At 69.0% G+C, this 18,746-nt stretch carries 19 protein-coding genes; 10 read left to right on the forward strand and 9 right to left on the reverse strand.

The genetic code is table 11. The annotated features are described in order from the left end of the window. From DI624_RS12135 to gmk, 4 genes are all read left to right on the forward strand, one after another. Nucleotides 1-723, forward strand: a 723-nt coding sequence (locus DI624_RS12135) for a beta-ketoacyl-ACP synthase II (RefSeq protein WP_291538848.1), incomplete at its 5' end; no start/stop codon positions are given. After that, nucleotides 724-1,878, forward strand: coding sequence for an endolytic transglycosylase MltG (gene mltG, locus DI624_RS12140; protein ID WP_291538851.1), 1,155 nt, complete (start codon nt 724-726; stop codon nt 1,876-1,878). 14 nt (nt 1,879-1,892) lie between these two features. Next, nucleotides 1,893-2,759, forward strand: a complete 867-nt coding sequence (locus DI624_RS12145) for a YicC/YloC family endoribonuclease (RefSeq protein ID WP_291538926.1) — start codon at nt 1,893-1,895, stop codon at nt 2,757-2,759. Next, nucleotides 2,749-3,390, forward strand: a complete 642-nt coding sequence (gene gmk / locus DI624_RS12150) for a guanylate kinase (protein WP_291538854.1) — start codon at nt 2,749-2,751, stop codon at nt 3,388-3,390. The genes DI624_RS12145 and gmk overlap by 11 nt, the downstream gene beginning before the upstream one ends. A gap of 66 nt (nt 3,391-3,456) precedes the next feature. Here gmk and DI624_RS12155 read toward each other — a convergent pair whose 3' ends face one another. From DI624_RS12155 to DI624_RS12185, 7 genes are all read right to left on the reverse strand, one after another. Beyond that, nucleotides 3,457-4,632, reverse strand: coding sequence for an aminotransferase class I/II-fold pyridoxal phosphate-dependent enzyme (locus DI624_RS12155; protein ID WP_291538856.1), 1,176 nt, complete (start codon nt 4,630-4,632; stop codon nt 3,457-3,459). A gap of 9 nt (nt 4,633-4,641) precedes the next feature. Next, complete coding sequence (rsmA, locus tag DI624_RS12160; protein WP_291538859.1) at nt 4,642-5,454, reverse strand: 16S rRNA (adenine(1518)-N(6)/adenine(1519)-N(6))-dimethyltransferase RsmA; 813 nt, start codon at nt 5,452-5,454, stop codon at nt 4,642-4,644. 8 nt (nt 5,455-5,462) lie between these two features. After that, nucleotides 5,463-6,467: a 4-hydroxythreonine-4-phosphate dehydrogenase PdxA gene (gene pdxA / locus DI624_RS12165; protein ID WP_291538861.1), complete on the reverse strand. Its 1,005-nt coding sequence runs from the start codon at nt 6,465-6,467 to the stop codon at nt 5,463-5,465. After that, entirely contained in the window at nt 6,464-7,852 is a 1,389-nt protein-coding gene (locus DI624_RS12170; protein ID WP_291538863.1) for a peptidylprolyl isomerase, read from the reverse strand. The genes pdxA and DI624_RS12170 overlap by 4 nt, the downstream gene beginning before the upstream one ends. Nucleotides 7,853-7,924: 72 nt before the next feature. Continuing rightward, nucleotides 7,925-10,387, reverse strand: a complete 2,463-nt coding sequence (locus tag DI624_RS12175) for an LPS assembly protein LptD (RefSeq protein ID WP_291538866.1) — start codon at nt 10,385-10,387, stop codon at nt 7,925-7,927. 34 nt (nt 10,388-10,421) lie between these two features. Then, the gene (lptG, locus tag DI624_RS12180) at nt 10,422-11,522 is read right to left on the reverse strand and encodes an LPS export ABC transporter permease LptG (RefSeq protein WP_291538928.1); all 1,101 of its coding nucleotides are present in this window, start codon (nt 11,520-11,522) and stop codon (nt 10,422-10,424) included. A 56-nt stretch (nt 11,523-11,578) separates the two neighbouring features. Continuing rightward, nucleotides 11,579-12,715 (reverse strand): LptF/LptG family permease, encoded by a 1,137-nt coding sequence (locus tag DI624_RS12185; RefSeq protein WP_291538869.1) that lies wholly within the window; start codon nt 12,713-12,715, stop codon nt 11,579-11,581. 142 nt (nt 12,716-12,857) lie between these two features. On the opposite strand from DI624_RS12185, the gene DI624_RS12190 reads away from it, so the two are divergent. From DI624_RS12190 to DI624_RS12205, 4 genes are read left to right on the forward strand one after another with little or no spacing between them, the layout of a single operon-like run. Beyond that, nucleotides 12,858-14,333 (forward strand): leucyl aminopeptidase, encoded by a 1,476-nt coding sequence (locus DI624_RS12190; protein WP_291538872.1) that lies wholly within the window; start codon nt 12,858-12,860, stop codon nt 14,331-14,333. 19 nt (nt 14,334-14,352) lie between these two features. Beyond that, a complete protein-coding gene (locus DI624_RS12195; protein WP_291538875.1) occupies nt 14,353-14,811 on the forward strand; it encodes a DNA polymerase III subunit chi in 459 nt (152 codons plus the stop codon). A gap of 14 nt (nt 14,812-14,825) precedes the next feature. Next, complete coding sequence (locus DI624_RS12200) at nt 14,826-15,140, forward strand: hypothetical protein (RefSeq protein ID WP_291538878.1); 315 nt, start codon at nt 14,826-14,828, stop codon at nt 15,138-15,140. A gap of 23 nt (nt 15,141-15,163) precedes the next feature. Further along, on the forward strand, nt 15,164-15,463 hold the full coding sequence (locus tag DI624_RS12205; protein WP_291538880.1) for a hemolysin: 300 nt from the start codon (nt 15,164-15,166) through the stop codon (nt 15,461-15,463). Between the two features lie 4 nt (nt 15,464-15,467). Here the strand turns inward: DI624_RS12205 and DI624_RS12210 are convergent, their stop codons facing one another. Beyond that, nucleotides 15,468-16,394, reverse strand: a complete 927-nt coding sequence (locus DI624_RS12210) for a LysR family transcriptional regulator (RefSeq protein WP_291538883.1) — start codon at nt 16,392-16,394, stop codon at nt 15,468-15,470. Nucleotides 16,395-16,513: 119 nt separating this feature from the next. Between DI624_RS12210 and DI624_RS12215 the strand changes: the two genes are divergently transcribed. Both DI624_RS12215 and DI624_RS12220 read left to right on the forward strand, forming a co-directional pair. Then, the gene (locus DI624_RS12215; protein WP_291538885.1) at nt 16,514-17,227 is read left to right on the forward strand and encodes a pirin family protein; all 714 of its coding nucleotides are present in this window, start codon (nt 16,514-16,516) and stop codon (nt 17,225-17,227) included. 86 nt (nt 17,228-17,313) lie between these two features. After that, nucleotides 17,314-17,712: a DoxX family protein gene (locus tag DI624_RS12220; RefSeq protein ID WP_291538888.1), complete on the forward strand. Its 399-nt coding sequence runs from the start codon at nt 17,314-17,316 to the stop codon at nt 17,710-17,712. 52 nt (nt 17,713-17,764) lie between these two features. On the opposite strand, the gene pip is transcribed toward DI624_RS12220, so the two are convergent. Further along, on the reverse strand, nt 17,765-18,745 hold the full coding sequence (gene pip / locus DI624_RS12225) for a prolyl aminopeptidase (RefSeq protein WP_291538891.1): 981 nt from the start codon (nt 18,743-18,745) through the stop codon (nt 17,765-17,767). Nucleotide 18,746: the final 1 nt, after the last annotated feature.

Genomic DNA, 18,746 nt, shown 5'->3' on the forward strand with positions numbered 1-18,746 from the left:
GCGGCGCGGATGATCGCCCTGGGCGACGCCGAGGTGATGGTGGCGGGCGGGGCCGAAAGCTCCATCGTGCCGATCGGCATCGCCGGCTTTCTGGCCTGCAAGGCGCTGTGCACCGCCTATAACGACACGCCCGAGACGGCCTCGCGGCCCTACGACCGGGGCCACGCCGGCTTCGTCATGGGCGAGGGCGCGGGCGTCATGGTGCTGGAGGAATACGAACACGCCAAGGCGCGCGGGGCCAGGATCTACGCCGAGGTCGTCGGCTATGGCATGAGCGGCGACGCCTATCACATCACCGCCCCGTCGGAGGACGGCGAGGGGGGGCTGCGCGCCATGAAGATGGCGTTGAAGCGGGCGGGGCTGGAGCCTTCGGACCTGGATTACGTCAACGCCCACGGCACGTCGACGATGGCCGACTGGATCGAACTGAAGGCCATCGAGCGACTGGCGGGGGATCACGCCAGGAACCTGACGGTTTCGTCCACCAAGTCGATGACGGGGCACCTGTTGGGCGCCGCCGGGGCCATAGAGGCGGCCTTCTGCGTCCTGGCCATCCGCGACCAGATCGCGCCGCCGACGATCAATCTGAACGACCCGGAGATGGAGACGCCGATCGACCTGGCGGCCAACAAGGCCAAGCCGATGAAGATCGATGTGGCCATGTCCAACAGCTTCGGCTTCGGCGGCACCAACGCCTCGGTCATCTTCAGGAAGGTGGACTGAGTGTTCGGGCGGGGGCGGGTCGAGAAGTCGGACGGACGGTCGGGGTTCACGGTCTCGCTGCTGAGCGCGTCGGCGACCTTCGGGCTGTTCCTGTTGGCGGCGCTGATCGCGGTCTGGGCCGTCTATTATGCGCCCGGCCCCTCGGCCCGGCAGGGCGACAGGACGGTCGTGACCCTGGCCAGCGGGTCGAGCGTCTCGGCCATCGCGGCCAAGATGAAGGCCGAGGGGGTGATCCGGTCCCCCGACCTGTTCAAGGCCGCCGCCGCCCTGACAGGGGCGGACCGCCGGCTGCGGGCGGGCGAATACGAGGTGCCGTCGGGAACCTCCCTGGCCGGGGTTCTGAAACTGCTGGTCGAGGGGCGGGTGGTGCGCCATTTCGTGACCCTGCCCGAAGGCTGGTCGTCGCTTCAGGCGGTGGACATCCTGAACAAGGAGCCGGTGCTGACCGGCGTGGTGGCCGAGACGCCGGCGGAAGGCAGCCTGTGGCCCGACACCTACGAGGTGTCGCGTGGGGACACCCGCCAGTCGGTGATCGACCGGATGCAGCGCGCGGCCGCCGAGAATCTGCGCCTGCTGTGGAGCCAGCGCTCGCCCGCGACCGTGGCCAAGACGCCGGAGGAGGCGGTGATCCTGGCCTCCATCGTCGAGAAGGAAACCGCGCTGGCTGGGGAGCGGCCGCGCGTGGCGGCGGTCTTCTCCAACCGGTTGCGGGCCGGAATGCGGCTGGAGAGCGATCCGACCATCGTTTACGGCGTCACCAAGGGACGACCGCTGGGGCGCGGCATCCTGCGCTCGGAACTGCTGGCCGCAACGCCGTGGAACACCTATCAGATCAGCGGCTTGCCGCCGACGCCCATCGCCAATCCGGGCAAGGAAGCGCTGGCGGCCGTGCTGAACCCGCCGGCGGACCCCGCGCTGTTCTTCGTGGCGGACGGGACAGGCGGCCACGCCTTCGCCCTGACCTATGAGGAGCACCAACAGAACGTGGCGCGCTGGCGCCAGATCGAGCGGCAGAAGGCCGGACTGCCGCCGGAAGCGCCCGTTCCCGTCGCGCCGGGCGCCGTCGCGGCCCCTATGACGCCGCCCGCCGAACAACCCGCAGGTCAGGCGACCATCACCCTGCCGGCCGGGGCCAGCCAGGGGGCGACGCGGTGAGCGCATTGTCGGGCATGACCGGCTTCGGCCGGGCGGACGGGGCGGCCGAGGACTGGACCTGGGCGGTCGAGGCGCGTTCGGTCAACGGGCGCAATCTGGAGGTCCGGTTCCGGGGGCCGAACGGCTTCGACGGTCTGGAACGGGCGGCCAAGGCGGCGGTCCAGGCGCGGTTCGCGCGGGGACAGGTCAACATCGGCGTTCAGGCGAAGCGGACCGACGCGGGAGAAGCGGCGGTCGCCATCAATGCAGCGGTGCTGGCGCGCTATCTGACCCTGGCCAACGAACTGGCCGAGGATGGAGCCACTCCGCCGTCGGCGGACGGACTGCTGGCCCTGCGCGGCGTGATCGAGGCGCCGGAAGAGGTGGACGACCCCGAGGCGCGCGCCGCGCTGGAGACGGCCATGAGCCGCACCGTCGAACAGGCCCTGGATGCGCTGAAAGCCTCGCGGCTTCAGGAAGGCGCGCTGCTGGCGCCGGTGCTGGAAGATTTCATCGCCCGGATCGAGGCTTTGACGGCCCAGGCCGAGGGCGAGGCGGCCGCCCAGGTCGAGACCATTCGCGAACGTTTCGCCCGCCGCATCGCCGAACTGGCGCCGGACGCGCCCGGTCTGGACGAACGGATCTTCCTGGAGGCCGCGGCCTTGGCGGCGAAAGCCGATGTGCGCGAGGAGCTGGACCGGCTGGCCGCCCATGTCGCGGCGGCCCGCCAGCTTGTGGCCTCGGCGCCAGCCGGGCGCAAACTCGACTTCCTGATGCAGGAATTCATGAGAGAGGCGAACACCCTCTGCTCGAAATCGGCTACGACCGCGCTCACCGGAATCGGCCTGGAGCTCAAGGCCGTCATCGAACAGTTGCGTGAGCAGGTCCAGAATGTCGAATGAACGCACGCCCCGCCGGGGCGTCCTCCTGATCGTCGCCAGCCCGTCGGGCGCGGGCAAGACCTCGCTGTGCCGAAGGTTGATGGCGGATCACAAGGGGCTGGAGCTTTCGGTCTCCATGACCACGCGCGGCATCCGGCCGGGCGAGGTGGACGGGCGCGACTATCATTTCGTCGGCCACGACCAGTTCCAGCGGCTGATCGACCAGGACGCCTTCCTGGAGTGGGCCGACGTCCACGGCAATCGTTATGGCAGTCCCCGCGCGCCGGTGGACCGCGCCCTGGCCGAGGGACGCGACGTCCTGTTCGACATCGACTGGCAGGGCGCGCGCGACGTGGCCGACAAATGCCCGGAGGACGCCGTGCGCGTCTTCATTCTGCCGCCCAGCCTGGAAGAACTGCGCCGGCGCCTGGTCACGCGCTCGCAGGACGCCGAGGACGTGATCGAACGTCGCGTCGCCAACGCCAAGGGCGAGATCGAACACTGCGACGCCTTCGACTATGTGCTGGTCAACGAGGACTTCGACCGTTCCTACGCCGAACTGGCCCACATCTATCACGCCGAGCGGTCGCGTCGGTTCAGAAACCTGTGGGTCGGAGACTACAAGGCCGCCCTGCTGCGCGAAGCGGTCTGAGAAAAACGGCGGAGGCCGGGCGGTCCGCCGCCTGAGACCTATTCCATGCTGCGCTGCCGCCCGTTTTCATCCCAGGGTCGGGGTCGGGGCCGGGGTCGGGGTTGGCGCCAACTGCGCCGTCCGACGGGCGGCGAACCAGGGACGCATCCGGTTCAGGGCGTCCTCGATCTCGGGCGTCGAGACGGCGAAACTGAACCGGATGAAGCGATGGCCGTCGACGGGGTCGAAGTCGACGCCGGGCGCGGCGGCGACGCCGGTGTCGCGCAGCAATTGCTCGCAGAAGCCCACGCTGTCGTCGGTCAGGTGGCCGATGTCCGCCCAGATGTAGAAGGCGCCGTCGGGCGGGGCGATCTGTCTCAGGCCCAGGGCCGGCAGGGCCTTGAGCATCAGCTCGCGATTGCGGGCGTAGGTCCGGATATGGCCCTCCAGCTCGATCGTCGCGTCCATGGCCACCAGGCCCGCGTGCTGGCTGAGCGACGGCGGGGTCAGAAACATATTGCCGATATAGGCGCGGGCGGCCGGGACCTGGGATGCGGGAACCAGAAGCCAGCCCAGGCGCCAGCCCGCCATGCTCCAGTATTTGGAGAAGCTGTTGATCACCGTCGCGTCCGGCGCGAACTGCAGCATGGACGGGGTCGGGCCGACGTAGCTGAGGCCGTGGTAGATCTCGTCCGAGACGATGGCGATGTTTCGCGCGCGGCAGACCTCGGCGATGGCGGCCAGTTCGGCGTCGGGGATGATGGTCCCGGTCGGATTGGCCGGGCTGGCGATGATGACGCCGGCGGGTGCAGGATCGAGCGCGCGCAGTTGATCGGCGGTCAGTTGGAACCGGGTCTCGGGGCCGCAGGCGATCTCGACCGGCTCAAGGTGCAGGGCGCGCAGGGTGTTGCGATAGGCGACATAGCCGGGTCGGGCCAGGGCGATCCGGTCGCCGGGCCGAAACCGCGTGCTCAGCGCCAGGACCAGGGCCGGCGAGGCGCCGTTCGTCAGGACGATCCGCTCGGCGTCCACCGCCACGCCATACCGCTCGTCGTACAGGCGCGCGATGCGGGCGCGCAGGTCGGGGCTTTCCCAATAGCCCATCGCCTCGGCGTCCAGCACCTGATGCGCGCGGGCGATGGCGGCGGCGGGCGCGCCGGTCGACGGCTGACCGAACTCCATGTGGATGATCGAGCGGCCTTCGGCCTTCAACTGGTGGGCCAGGCGGCTGACGGAGATGGCGCGGAAGGGTTCGACGGTCATGGCAGGGTTTCAGGCAGGAAGGGCGTCCGCGAGCCGCAGGAAGCCGGCCACGTCGATGGTTTCGGCGCGGGCGTCGGGTTCGATGCCGGCGGCCTCGCACAGGGCCGCCCCGCCCAGTTGTTTCAGGCTGGAGCGCAGCATCTTGCGGCGCTGGCCGAAGGCGGCGGCGGTGACGCGCTCCAGGCTTTTCAGGCGTTCGGGCGACGGGCGTTCGTCAAGCGGGACCAGATGGACCACGGCCGAGGCCACCTTGGGCGGCGGGGTGAAGGCGGCGGCCGGCAGGTGCATGACGATGCGGGCGGTGCAGACGGCCTGGGCGATGACCGCCAGACGGCCATAGGCGTCATCGCCGGGAGCGGCGGCGACCCGTTCGGCGACCTCCTTCTGGAACATCAGGGTCAGGCTGTGCGGCAGCCAGGGGCCGGTCAGCCATTTGATCAGCAGGGCCGTGCCGACATTGTACGGCAGGTTGGACACCAGATGGGCGGGGCCGGAAACCAGATCGGCCTCCTTCACCTTCAGGGCGTCGGCCTGGACGATGGTCAGGCGGCCCGAGCCGTCGTCCAGTTCGGACAGCAGGGGAAGGAAACGGGGATCCTTCTCGACCAGGACCACGGGACCGGCGTCGGATTCCAGCAGGGCGCGGGTCAGGCCGCCGGGGCCGGGGCCGACCTCGATCACGGCCCGGCCGTCGAACGGGCCGGCCAGGCGCACGATCTTGCGGGTGACGTTCAGGTCCAGCAGGAAATGCTGGCCGAAGCTCTTTTTCGCCGACAGGCCGTGGGCGTCGAGGGTTTCGCGAAGGGAGGGAAGGTCGGTCACGGCCCCTGTTAGCGCGCGGCGCGCGCCGCCGCCATCTCCGACGCCAGGCGAATGGCGGCGATCAGGCTGTCGGGGCGGGCGACGCCCTTGCCGGCGATGTCGAAGCCCGTGCCGTGGTCGGGCGAGGTGCGGACGATGGGCAGGCCGAGGGAGACGTTGACCCCGCCCCAGAAGTCCAGCGTCTTGACCGGGATCAGGGCCTGGTCGTGGTACATGCAGATGGCGGCGTCATAGGTCGCCCGCGCCGCATCGTGGAACAGGGTGTCGGCCGGCTTCGGATCGGTGATGTCGACGCCTTCGCCGCGCAGTTGTTCGGCGACGGGGATCAGGATTTCGATCTCTTGCAGACCCAGGGCGCCGCCCTCGCCCGCGTGGGGGTTCAGGGCGGCCATGGCCAGGCGCGGGCGGGCGATGGCGAAGTCCCGCTTCAGGCTTTCGTGGACGACGCGGGCGGTGCGGGCGACGCGCTCGGCGGTGACAAGCTGGGGCGCCTGGTCCAGGGCGACGTGGATGGTGACGAGGCAGGCGCGCAGGTCGCGGGCCGTCAGCATCATCACCGGACCGCGCGTGCCGGCATAGGGGGCGTCGGCGGTCAGTTCGGCGATGAATTCGGTATGGCCGGGAAAGCGAAAGCCCGAGGCGTACATCGGCGCCTTGGCGATGGGGGCGGTCACGACGCCCGAAGCCTGGCCCGACAGGGCGAAACCGACCGCTTCCTCTATGCCGTCCGCGACCGCCGGGGCGTTGGCGGGGTCGGGGCGGCCGACCCGGACGGGCGCGGGCAGGGGACGGTGGATGACGGGCAGGGCGCGGCCGAAACGGCCGGCGGCTTCGCCGGGATCGCTGATCTCGAGCACGGCCACGCCCTGGTCGCGCAACAGGCCGGCGTCGCCGATGACGGCGAAGGCCAGCGGTTCGGCCTTGAGGGCGGTCCAGGCGGCGGCGACGATCTCGGGCCCGACGCCGGCGGGTTCGCCCAGCGTCAGGACCAGAGGCGCGACCGCTGGGCTCACTTGAACTCGATCAGGGCGTCGCTGCGCAGGTCGCGCAGATAGCGGCGCTCCAGAACCTGAAGATTCTGCGCCCTCAGTCGGTTTTCGACCTGCTGGCGGTTGGGGGCCTCGGGCCCGCCGACGCGACGACCGCAGACGGCGACCAGGTGCAGGCCCAGCGGCGTGCGGATCGGGGTGGAGACCGAACCGATCTCTCCGGTGCGGGCGAACTGCTGGAACTGGGGCGCCAGATTGGCCACGTCCGATTCGCCCAGGTCCGCGCCGATCACGCCCTCGGTCGCGCGCGCCTGGGAGATGATGTTGTCGCAGGTCAGGCCGGCGCGCATGGCCTGGAGCTTCTGGGTGGCGGCGGCGACATCGGCCTCGGACGCGGTTTCGGCCAGTTCGACCATGACCTGGCGCAGCGAGACCAGGCTGGTGGAGGCGCCGTCGCGCTTGTCGCGCAGATAAAGGATGTAGACCCCCCCGTCGACGACGATCGGATTGGACAGTTGGCCGGGCTGAAGCTGGTCGACCACGGCCTGGACGGCGGGCTGCAGCGAATCGCGCACGACCCAGCCGGCGTCGCCGGGCACGCGGGCGTTGGCGGACGGGGCGGCCGAGAACTGCTGGGCCACGGCCTGGAAGGGCGCGCCCTGGATGATCTGCTGCACCAGTTGGCGCGCGCCGTTCAGCGCGGCCTGGGGACCGCCGACGCGGGCGGCGTCGATGTAGATCTCGCCCAGCAGGAACTGGGGTTTGGAGGCCGCCTCGTTCAGGCGACGCAGTTCCTGATCGACCTGCAGGCTGCTGGGGCGGGCGCGGCTGTTGAAACGGCCGGGGACCAGCTGGCTCCAGCCGATCTGGGTGCGCAGGTTCTCGCGGAAGGCGGCGGGCTGGATGCCGCCCTGTTGCAGGAACTGAAGATAGTTGGCCGGGGTGGTGCCGGCGGCGCGGGCCATTTCCGCGATTTCCTGATCCACCTCTTCGTCGGTGACCTGCAGGCTCTCGAACTTGGCCATCTCCTGGGTCTTCAGCCGGTCCTCGATCAGGGCGTTCAGGGCGGCCTGCTGGATGGCGGGCAGGTTCTGCTCGGTCGGCTGAACCTGGGACGAGGCGATCAGCATCAGCATCCGCTGGCGCAGGTCATAGCCGGTGATGATCTTGTCGTTGACGGTGGCGACGATGCCGTCCGCCATTTCGAACTGGGGCTCGGCGCGCGGAGTCGCGGGAGCTTCCTCGGCGGCGGGGTTGGGGGCGCCGGCGGCGGCCTGGGACGGAGTTTGGGGCGGGGCCTGGGTCGGCGCCTGGCCCTGCGGCCGGGTCGGGGCCGTCTGGCCGTGGGCCGAACCGGCGAGCAGGAGCGCCGCGAGCGCAGCCCCCGTCGAATAACGCATCAAACCCATTGCTCGTCCTGATTCCTCACAGCGGTCCGCCAGCCAGACCGGCAGGCGGTCGCGCCCCGTAAAGCGTCATGCTCAACGCATGTCGCCCTGTCCATAACCTGAACCTCCGAAAGTGGCGAGGTTTAGGCGCACATACACGCCTTCCGAGGGGCCGCCGGGCCGGGCGCGGGTGTTGTCGCGGCGATAACCCAGTTCGAATCGGAAGCAGTCGTCGTCGAACAGCATCCCCACCTCGGAGCGGGTGATCTCGTTCTCGTCCAGATCGGCGATGCCCGCGACGGTCACGCCCCAGTTGCGATAGAGGAACTGCTGGCCGATCAGTTGCACGAACTCATAGTTGCGGTTCAGCGGCCCGTCGACCGGATTGGAGCGGTCCAGGATATAGCTGACGGTCGCCAGGTTGCGGCGGCCCCAGCGCCCGTCCAGCGCCGCCTCGGCGCGGCGCACCTCGCCCGAGCCGTCGACGGTGGCGTGGACCCAGCTGCGGATGCGGTCCGACGGCGAGAAATCGCCCTGGACCACCCAGTCCGAGGTCTCGGAGGCCAGGCCGGTCGGGTCGTAAAGCCGGCCGGGGGCGTCGGGGATCGAGGTCCTGAAGGCGTCCTGCTGCTGGAACCGATAGCTGCGGCCGACGAACAGGCTGGCCTTGCGGCCCTCGGACCAGCGGATCGTGGCGCGACCGCCCGCCGTCAGACGCGCGCCGCCCTCCATCAGGTCGTAGCCGGAGAAACGGTCCATGCGGAACAGGGAGGATTCGTCCAGTTCCAGAACCTGGGCGTCCTCGATGGGAATGCGGGGGTCCAGGTCGACCTTGTTGGAGACCGAGAACTGGCCGACCGGCTCCAGGATGATGTCGGCGTCGCGCGCGCGCTTGATCAGCGGATAGCTCACGTCCACCCCGGCGCTGAGGCGGGAGCGACTGAGCGTGGCGTCGCTGTCGACCCCCATCATCGGCGGCAGGTCCGACATGGAATAGAGGTCGACGCGGGTGTCCACGAAAGGCTCGATGCGCACGCCGACGGGCAGGATGACGGTGCGCCGCCATTCCATCTGGCCGGTGACGCGGCGGCTGTCCACGCCGCTCAGACCCGTCGTGACCGGCGGCACGATCTCGGGATTGAGGATCGGGGCGCCGACGAAGCTGTCGCGATAAAGGGAGACGGCCGAACCCTTGAGCCGCAGACGGCCGCCCAGCACCAGCTCGTGCGGCTCCCACCGCGCGTCGATCAGGGGGGCGACCAGGGGCAGGGTGTCGTCGTTCTCGAACACCTTGAAACCGTCGGCGTCGCGGAAGTCGGTGGCGGCGTAGGCCGGGTCCAGGCGCAGGCTCTGGATCGAGAAGGCGGCGACCGAGACATAGGAGCGGTCGGTCTGGTGCTCGGCGTAGATCTGGCTGATCAGCCGGCGACGGTCGCCGTAGTAGAGGCCGTTGTCCTGATAGGGCGAACGCACGTCGTAGCGGTCGAACAAGGTCTTGTCCGAGGTGCGTTCGGCCGTGAAGCCGAAGCGCCACGGGCCGTCGGGATCGAACTCGCCATGCGACAGCAGATAGCTGCGGTGTTCGCGATCGCCGAAGCGGACGTTGCTTTCGAAATCGCCGTCGCCGTCCAGGTCGAAGTCGCCGAAGTCGCGCTCGTAGGTATAGCCGCCGCGCGCCACGATCATGCCGTTCGCGAACCGCCGGCGCCATTGCAGGTTCAGCAGCGGCGCGACCTTGGTGTTGACCTGAGGGCTGATCAGCCAGTCCTCGGACGGAGAAACGACGTGCAGATAGGGAACCTCGACCGACACCCCGCGCCCTTCGTCGTAGTTGACGATCGGCACCAGGAAGCCGGACGCCCGCTCCACCGACGGATCGGGGTGGGCGAAGAAGGGGGTGTAGAAGACCGGAAGGGGGCCGATGTAGAAGACGGCGTTGCGATACAGGATGGCCCGAAGCTGCTCGTCCTGAACCACGCGCTCGGCCTGGATCGAGATGGTGGGGCGGCGCGGCCCGTTGGCGTCGCAGAGCGGGCAGGGGGTGAACCGGGCGTAGTTCAGCTCGTTGACGGTCTCGCTGCGGCGCACGGCGGTCGCGGCCATCAGGCTGGCCCCGTTGGCCAGGCGGGTGGCGAAATCGACGGCGACGCCGGTGGTCAGGTTCTGGTCCAGTTCCAGCCGGCTGGCGTAGACCGCCGTGCCGTCCGGGGCGACGGCCTCGACATCGCCTTCGCCCGTCGCGGAGCCGGCGTTCAGATCGTAGGACAGGTTCTCGCCCCGCAGCACATGGCCGCGCGTGCGGACATAGGCGCGATTTTCGGGCGTGCCGCTGACGACGATCGAATCGCCCACGCGGAGGGCATGGTCGGCGTCCACATAGACGGCGTCCGGCGCCAGACCGTCCGACGGCGCGACGACCTGGACCGCCGCGGTCGTCGGCGCAGGGGTCTGGGCCCAAGCGGGCGCGGCCAGCGGCGCGCAGGCGACCAGGGCGGCGCCGGCGAGAAGCCTGGCTCTGAAAGCGTTGCGGCGCCGATCTTGGCGATCACCCTGCATAGGCCATCCGTATTCCTTAGAAGCGAGCGCCCGATTAGCCGTCTTCGGTATAGAACAGCAAGGTAAAGGCTGCGAGCGCCGTCAGAACGGGCGGGAGCCAGGCGGCGACGAACGGCGCCACCACCTCGGCCGATCCCATGGCCGACGAAAACTGATTCAGGAAGAAGAAGGCGAAGCCCAGCACCACGGCCGCCACGCTCATCCGCGCCATGTCGCCCAGCCGCATCAGGCGCAGCGAAAAGGCCGCGGCCAGGATGGACATGGCCGCGAACACCAGGGGCGTGGCCAGAAGCTGCTGGAAGCGCAGCCGATAGGCGGTGGAGGTGAAGCCGGCGTTCTCGATGCGGCTGATCTGGTTGGGCAGGGACCAGAAGGGCGTCGACTGGGGTCTGGCGAACCGCTCGAACGCCTCTTCGTCGGCCAGGCTGGAGACCAGGGTGAGGCTGGAATAGGAAACCGCGCGCTGGCCGATCTGGGCGCCGACCGCGTCGGTCAGCCGCCAGCTGCCGGCGTTCAGGGAGGCGGACTTGGCGTCGATCCGTTCCGAGAAGGTGCGGCCCCCGCCGGGCGCGGTGGTGTAGATGAAGAAGCTGACGTCCAGCAGGCGGGCGTTGGCGCGGTCCTGACGGCCGGCGCGGATGATCATCTGGCGCTGGTCGTCGCCTTCGCGCAGCCAGATCGCCGCGTTCGGATCGCCGCCGGGCGCCGTGCCGGAGATGCGCGCGCGCTCGCGCTGCCACAGGCCGTCGCCGGCCGAGGCGAGCGGCCCCAGGACCGTCACCGTCAGCACGCCCAGCACGAAGGCCATGCCCGCCGCGGGCAGGACGAACCGCCAGGCCGACACGCCAGCCGCCCGCATGGCGATCAGCTCGCTGCGCCGGTTCAGGCCGATGAAGGCCGCCAGGGAGCCGAACAGGAAGACGAACGGCGTCAGCTGCAGGATCACCGCAGGCGACTTCAGCAGCACCAGGCCGAAGATGCGCACCGCCGACAGGTCCTGGTCCGACCCCAGGCCGCGCGACACCTCCACGAAGTCGATCAGCATGACCAGGGCGGAAATCACCGCCAAGGCGATCGCAAGGGATTTGGATTGCTGAACCAGAACATATCGCTCGATGAGGCCCAGGCGGGGCATGTGCGAACGGCGCGTGCGGCGCATGGGACGTGCGGCGCCGGAGAGGGGCTGGGCGGTCACGCGAACCTCGCCTTCAGATCGCGCAGGACGCGGGCGCCGCGGCTGCGACGCGGCTTCAGGGCGCGGAACAGGACCCGCAGCGACACGGCGACGGCGACGATGGGCACGACGTACTGCAGGACGTTCAAGCCGGCGTTCCAGGCGCTCCCCGCCACCAGGCCGTAACCGACGACCCGCAGCAGCAGGAACAGGCCCGCCGCCTTGGCGATCCTCAGCGTGTAGCCGGTGCGGCTGAAGGCGCCGCCCAGGATGGCCGACAGGGCCAGGGCCATGGCGACCAGGGCGTAGAGGGGCGAGGACAGGCGCGAATGGGCCTCGGCCAGAAGCTCCCCGCGCGCGCCCGCGACCTCGACGATCTTGGCGGTCGGGTTCAGCAGTTGCCGCAGATAGAGATCCGTCGGCTTGAACCGCAGGGTGTCGGTCACGCCGACGAAGGGCGCCAGGGAAAAGTCGTAGCGGCCGAACGACAGGGTCTCCAGCACCCCCCCCGACGAATAGCGCTGGGCCGAACCGTCGATCATGGTCAGGACGGGCGTGCCGGCGGCGTCGCGGCTGAACCGCGCCTCGGCCGCGTTCCAGGTCGTCACCTTGTCCTTGTCGTCCAGATAGACGAACAGGTTCTTCAACAGGCCGTTCTGCTCGATCTGCTGGACATAGACGGTCAGGCCGTCAGGCCCCTGGACGAACTGCCCTTCCTCCACCAACAGGGCGGCCAGGTCGGTGCGGATGTCGAACGCCTGGCGTCGCGCCTCCTGCTGCGCCCAGGGCAGGAGAAAGACGTTGACGAACAGCGTGGCCAGGGCGACCAGCACGGCTATGCGGGCGGCCGGAGAAATCACCTGCCAGCGGGTCATGCCGCCGGCGAAGCTGGCCGTCAGCTCCTGCTCGCGCTGCAACCGCGTCAGGGCGATCAGGGCGCCGACGAACAGGCCGATGGGCAGAATCACCGCCAGCAGCTGCGGCAGGGCCAGCAGCGTCAGCTTGACCATGACCCACACGCTCTGGCCGCGCTCGACGATGACCTGAAGCTGATCGAGGCTCTGGCTCAGGATTCCGATTCCCGCCAGCGCCGCGCAGGCGGCGACCACGGGGAACAGGATCTGGCGGAAAAGGTATCTTTGAATCAGGTTCATGGGCGGATGGACTTCGCCCGGTTGCAGGCGGCGACATTGAGGCGCATCTAGTAGCACATCAGGGCGCGTCGGCGACAAGCAGGCGCGCCATTGTCTTTTCGTCGTTGCAGAAGCCGGGTGGGGCCCGGCTGGAGTTGATTGAATGAAGATCGAGTTCGTCGCCGCGGTGGACGCCGCCGAGATTGTCGCAGTCCCCGTGTTCGAAGACCGCGCCCTGACCCCCGCCGGTTCGGCCCTGGACGGCAAGGCCGGCGGCGCGCTGACCAAGGCGATGAGCAAGGGCCGCTTCGCCGGCAAGGCGGGCCAAAGCCTGCTGATCCCCGCTCCTGCGGGCGTGGACGCCGACGCCGTCCTGCTGATCGGCGCGGGCGACAAGGCCAAGCTGGACGATCTGGCGGTCGAGGCCTTCGGCGGCTCGGCCTATGCGGCGGTCAAGCTGTCGGGCGCAGAGGTGCTGACCATCGACGCTTCGGACCTGACGCCGGAACAGGCGGCGCGTGTCGGTTTCGCCGCGCGCCTGGCGGCCTATCGTTTCGACAAGTATCGGACGACGCAGAAGGCGGACAAGATTGCGTCGATCAACACGGTCCGCATCGCGACCCCCGACCTGCGCGGGGCCGAGGCGGCGCTGGAGCCGCTGTCGGCCGTGGCGGATGGGGTGATCTTCGCCCGCGACCTGGTGTCCGAACCCGCCAACGTCCTGTATCCGGCCGAGTTCGCCAAGCGCGTCAAGGCGCTGGAGAGCCTTGGCCTGGAGGTCGAAATTCTCGGCGAGGCGGAGATGGAGGCGCTGGGAATGCGCACCCTGTTGGCCGTCGGCCAGGGCAGCCGCCGCGAAAGCCAGCTGGCCGTGATCCAGTGGAAGGGCGGCGAGGCGGGCGCCCAGCCTCTGGCCTTCGTCGGCAAGGGCGTCTGCTTCGACACCGGCGGCATCTCGATCAAGCCGGCCGAGGGCATGGAGGACATGAAGTGGGACATGGGCGGCGCCGCCGCCGTGACCGGAACCATGATCGCCCTGGCCGGCCGCAAGGCCAAGGTCAACGCCGTGGGCGTGCTGGGCCTGGTGGAGAACATGCCCGACGGCGACGCCCAGCGCCCAGGCGACGTGGTCGTGTCGATGTCGGGCCAGACGGTCGAGGTCATCAACACCGACGCCGAAGGCCGCCTCGTCCTGGCCGACGCCCTCTGGTACACGCAGCAGCGTTTCAAGCCGAAGTTCATGATCGACCTGGCCACGCTGACGGGCGCCATGATCGTGGCCCTGGGCCTGGACTACGCGGGTGTCTTCTCCAACTCCGACGACGTCGCCGATCCGATCCTGGCGGCGGCCAAGAAGGTGGGCGAGAACTTCTGGCGGATGCCGATCCCGGCCATCTACGAGCAGCACATCGATTCCAAGATCGCCGATGTGAAGAACACCGGCAACGGCCGCGCCGGCGGCTCGATCACCGCCGCCCTGTTCCTGCAACGCTTCACCAACGGCGTGCCGTGGGCGCACCTGGACATCGCCCCCACCGCCTGGACCAACAAGAGCCCCAGCCCCACCGTGCCCGAGGGCGGCGTCGGCTTCGCCGTCCGCACCCTGGACCGGATGGTGGCGGATTCGTACGAAGCCTGATCACCGGAGCTAGAACCGGGTGACTGGAAAGCCTGAAATCTGGTTCTACCACCTGGAACGGTCGTCGCTGGACCAGGTGCTGCCGGCCCTGCTGGAGAAGACGCTCGAGCGGGGTTGGCGGGCGCTGGTGAAGTCGGCGCATTCGCATCGGCTGGACGATGTCGACGAACTGTTGTGGACCTACCGCGAGGACGGTTTCCTGCCGCACGGCCGGTCGGATCAGCCCCATGCGGCGCGCCAGCCGGTCCTTCTCAGCGAGACGGGCGAGAACCTGAACGGCGCTCAGGCGCTGTTCATCGTCGACGACGCAGACATGGGCGCAACGGAAGGGTTCGAGCGATGCTTCATCATTTTCGACGGTCGGGACGAGCCGGCGCTGCAACACGCGCGCGGGCGCTGGAAGGCGCTGAAGGCGCGGGGCGCCGATCTGGCCTATTGGAAACAGTCGGACGAGGGGCGCTGGGAAAGGGCGGCCTGATCGCGCCTGGCCTGATGGGGCTGGCCCTGGTCGCGGGCTGTTCGACGCCGACGGCGGACGCGCCCGCGCCGCGCGTGATCGAACGGGCGCAGATGAACCCGCCCGTCGGCAGCCGGATGCCCACGGCCCAGACCGAGGATGTCTGCAAGGCGGGCGAGATGCAGTATCTGGTCGGCAAGAGCCGCAGCGAAATCCCGGTGCCGGTCGACGTGGTCAACCGGCGCGTGACCTGCACCACCTGCCCGGTGACGCAGGATTTCTCGGCCTACCGGCTGAATATCCTCTATAACGAGCAGACCGGCGTCATCGAACAGGTCCGCTGCGGCTGAGCCGGCCAGGAAGGGAAACCCCGATGAACACCCGCATGATCGCCCTGTCGTTCGCCGGCGCCCTGGCGCTGGCCGCCTGCGCCCAGGGCCCGGTTGCGACCCCGCCTGCGACCGGCGCCGAAAGCGCCTTCAAGCCCTGCAAGGTCGAAGACTATCAGAGCTATGTGGGCCGCAATCGCTCGACGGTTCCGGCGCCGCCGCAGGGTCAGACCTTCCGCGTCCTGTGCACCACCTGTCCAGCGACGATGGATTATCGCGAGAACCGCGTGAACTTCGTCTTCGACCAGGCGACGGGCGTGATCCAGCAGGTCAAGTGCGGCTGACGCCTCAACGGCCCACGGCGTCGCCGGGCCAAAGCGGCCCGCTGAACCGCGCCGCCATATAGTCCATCAGGGCCGTGACCCGCGCCGGGCGCGGCCCGCCGCTTGGCGCCACCAGGTGAAGCGCGATGGGCGGCAGGCGCCAGTCGGTCATCACCGTCTCCAGATGGCCGCCCGCGACGTCCTTCCAATAGATGAAATCCGGCTGGGGAAAGATCCCCATGCCCGCGCACAGCGAGGCGGTCAGGGCGTCGGAATTGTTGGCGCGAAGCGGCCCGTGCGGATGGACCACCACCTCCTCGCCCGCCGCATTCCTAAAACGCCAGGCGTCCGGGTTGGGCATATAGGCGTAGCTGAGACAGGCGTGGCGGGCCAGGTCGTCGGGATGTGTCGGTCGACCCCGCTGCTCCAGATACGACGGCGAGGCGACCAGGGCCCGGTGCACGGGCCTGAGCTTGCGCGTCGTCAGGGACGAATCCGCCAGAGCCGCGATCCGCAAGGCGCAGTCGAAGCCGCCCCCGACCAGGTCGATCACCTCGTCCGACAGATGCAGATCCACCGAAATGTCGGGATGGGTGGCCAGGAACTGGGGCAGGGCGGGGGCGACATAGGCCATGCCGAAGGACATGGGCGCGGCCAGACGCACCAGGCCGCGCGGCGCCACCGCCATGTCCAGCGCCTCAGACACTGCGCCTTCGGCCTCGGCCAGCATATGGGCGGCGCGCGCGGCAAGGCCGCGCCCTGCGTCGGTCAGGGCGAACCGGCGCGAGGTGCGATGCAGCAGGGTGGTCCCCAGCGACCGCTCCAGCCGCGTCACCGCCTTGGACACCGTCGCCTTGGACAGACCCAGCGTCTCGGCGGCGCCCGAAAACGACTGGGCGTCGGCGACCTTGGCGAAGATAGCCAGGGCTTCCAGATCGGGCAGGCGGTTCATGAAGGCGCGATCCGTTGGAAACGATGAGTTTCGGTGGTTTCTATTTCTGATCGGTCGCCGATCTCTATCTTGGCGTCAAGCAAAGGCGTCGGACGTTCCGGCGCGAAAGGACACCTCCGATGATCGAGCGCAGACCGTTTGAATCGCTTGGCGGCGCCAACCATGGCTGGCTGAACGCCAAGCACCATTTCTCCTTCGCCAACTATTACGATCCCAAGCGGATGAGCTGGGGCGCCCTGCGTGTCTGGAACGACGACGAGATCGCCGCCGGCACGGGCTTTCCTCCCCATCCGCACGCCGACATGGAGATCATCACCTATGTCCGCGACGGGGCGATCAGTCACGAGGACAGCCTGGGCAACAAAGGTCGCACGGTCGCCGGAGACGTTCAGGTGATGAGCGCGGGCGCGGGCATCCGCCACGCCGAGTACAACGCCGAGCCGGAACTGACCCGAATCTTCCAGATATGGATCGAACCGACCGAGCGTGGCGGGGCGCCGACCTGGGGCTCCAAACCCTTCCCCAAGGGCGAACGCGCCGGTCAGTTCGTGGTCCTGGCTTCGGGCTTCCAGGGGGATACTTCCGAGAGCGGCGGGGGCGCCCTGCCGATCCGCACTGATGCGCGGATCGTGGCGGCCTCCCTGAACGCCGGCGACAGCGCCGACTATCCGCTGGGCGCCAGCCGTCGCGCCTATCTGGTGCCGGCCAAGGGCGAGGTGGAGGTCAACGGCGTGCGGCTGAACGCCCGGGACGGCGCAGCCATCGCCCAGGAAGACGTCGTGACGGTCAAGGCCCTGTCCGACGCCGAGATCGTCCTGGTGGACGCCGCCTGATTTTTAGGCTCAAGCTTCACGGCCGAACCCCGGTCCGGCCGTGAAGACCCCATCGCGCGCGAGCGCTCAGAAGGTAAGGGAAGACAATGTTCAACCAAGCAAGCGCCTGGTCGCCCCGAGCCCTGGCGGCGCTTCGCATCGTCGCCGGCCTGCTGTTCCTGGCCCATGGCCTGGTCAAGCTGTTCGGCTTTCCTGCCGGCGCCGAACCGGGCCAGCAGGCCCTGTTCACCTTGTTCGGCGTCGGCGGGGTGATCGAATTGACGACCGGGATACTGCTGGTGCTGGGCCTGTTCACCCGCCCGGCGGCCTTCATCGCCTCCGGCCAGATGGCGGTGGCCTATTGGATGTTCCACTTCCCGCAAAGCCCCTATCCGGCCGTGAACGGGGGGGACGCGGCCATCCTGTTCTGCTTCGTCTTTCTCTATATCTTCACGGCCGGTCCCGGCGCGTGGAGCCTGGACAACCGGAGCGCCAGGCGGTTCTGAAACCGCGATGACAAGGGCCGCCGCGTGCAGGGCGCGGCGACCTTCCTGACGGTCACGACCGAACGGTCGCGGCCCAGTCGGTGGCGCGCACCAGACTGTCGACGATCCCCGGCTCGGACGAGGCGTGACCGGCGTCGGGCACGATGTCCAGGTGCGCCTCGGGCCAGGCGCGGTGCAGGGCCCAGGCGCCGGAAATCGGCGTGACCACGTCGAACCGGCCTTGCGCGATCCAGCAGGGAATGTGGCGCATACGGTCGACGTTCTTCAGAATCCAGCCGTCCTCCTCGAAGAAGCCGCCGTTGGTGAAGAACCAGTTCTCGATCCGGGCGAAGGCGACAGCGAAATCCGGCTCGGCGAACTTCTCGGGGCGGGCGTCGGGGCCTTCGACGCTGACGGTCTCGCCCTCCCAACTGGACCAGGCGACGGCGCAGCGCTCGCGTTCGGCGACGTCGTCCCCGATCAGGCGTTTGTAATAGGCGGCCATCAGGTCGCCGCGCTCGGCTTCGGGGATCGGCTCCAGGAAACGCTCCCAGGCGTCGGGGAAGATCATCGAGGCGCCGTCCTGATAGAACCAGTGCAATTCCTTCTTGGTCAGCAGAAAGATTCCGCGCAGCACTAGGGCCTCGACCCGGTCCGGGTGGGTGATGGCGTAGGTCATCGACAGGGTCGATCCCCACGATCCGCCGAACACCACCCATCTGTCCACGCCGCACAGGACGCGCAGCCGTTCGATGTCGTCGATCAGGGTCCAGGTGGTGTTGTCTTCCAGCGAGGCGTGGGGCCGCGACAGGCCGCAACCGCGCTGATCGAACATGATGATGCGATAGACGGCCGGGTCGAAGAACCGCCGCATGCCGGGGTTCACCGCTCCGCCGGGGCCGCCATGCAGGACGACCACCGGCACGCCCTGCGGATTGCCCGATTCCTCGTAATAGATTTCATGCACGCCCTCGGTCGGCATCCAACCCGAGGCGTAGGCCTCGATCTCGGGATAAAGCGCGCGACGCGGATCGGCGGGCGGGGGGAAGGCCATG

Origin of the sequence: Brevundimonas sp., assembly GCF_003248455.1 — a bacterium.
Classification (GTDB): domain Bacteria; phylum Pseudomonadota; class Alphaproteobacteria; order Caulobacterales; family Caulobacteraceae; genus Brevundimonas.

What these genes read in the sequence shown, in the direction of transcription:
- DI624_RS12215 (WP_291538885.1), top strand. Translation starts at nt 16,514, where the DNA reads ATGATCGAGCGCAGACCGTTTGAATCGCTTGGCGGCGCCAACCATGGC.
- DI624_RS12175 (WP_291538866.1), bottom strand. Translation starts at nt 10,387, where the DNA reads ATGCAGGGTGATCGCCAAGATCGGCGCCGCAACGCTTTCAGAGCCAGG.
- DI624_RS12185 (WP_291538869.1), bottom strand. Translation starts at nt 12,715, where the DNA reads ATGAACCTGATTCAAAGATACCTTTTCCGCCAGATCCTGTTCCCCGTG.
- DI624_RS12205 (WP_291538880.1), top strand. Translation starts at nt 15,164, where the DNA reads ATGAACACCCGCATGATCGCCCTGTCGTTCGCCGGCGCCCTGGCGCTG.
- lptG (WP_291538928.1), bottom strand. Translation starts at nt 11,522, where the DNA reads ATGCCCCGCCTGGGCCTCATCGAGCGATATGTTCTGGTTCAGCAATCC.
- DI624_RS12200 (WP_291538878.1), top strand. Translation starts at nt 14,826, where the DNA reads ATGGGGCTGGCCCTGGTCGCGGGCTGTTCGACGCCGACGGCGGACGCG.
- DI624_RS12145 (WP_291538926.1), top strand. Translation starts at nt 1,893, where the DNA reads ATGACCGGCTTCGGCCGGGCGGACGGGGCGGCCGAGGACTGGACCTGG.
- gmk (WP_291538854.1), top strand. Translation starts at nt 2,749, where the DNA reads ATGTCGAATGAACGCACGCCCCGCCGGGGCGTCCTCCTGATCGTCGCC.
- DI624_RS12155 (WP_291538856.1), bottom strand. Translation starts at nt 4,632, where the DNA reads ATGACCGTCGAACCCTTCCGCGCCATCTCCGTCAGCCGCCTGGCCCAC.
- DI624_RS12210 (WP_291538883.1), bottom strand. Translation starts at nt 16,394, where the DNA reads ATGAACCGCCTGCCCGATCTGGAAGCCCTGGCTATCTTCGCCAAGGTC.
- DI624_RS12170 (WP_291538863.1), bottom strand. Translation starts at nt 7,852, where the DNA reads ATGGGTTTGATGCGTTATTCGACGGGGGCTGCGCTCGCGGCGCTCCTG.
- pip (WP_291538891.1), bottom strand. Translation starts at nt 18,745, where the DNA reads ATGGCCTTCCCCCCGCCCGCCGATCCGCGTCGCGCGCTTTATCCCGAG.
- DI624_RS12190 (WP_291538872.1), top strand. Translation starts at nt 12,858, where the DNA reads ATGAAGATCGAGTTCGTCGCCGCGGTGGACGCCGCCGAGATTGTCGCA.
- DI624_RS12220 (WP_291538888.1), top strand. Translation starts at nt 17,314, where the DNA reads ATGTTCAACCAAGCAAGCGCCTGGTCGCCCCGAGCCCTGGCGGCGCTT.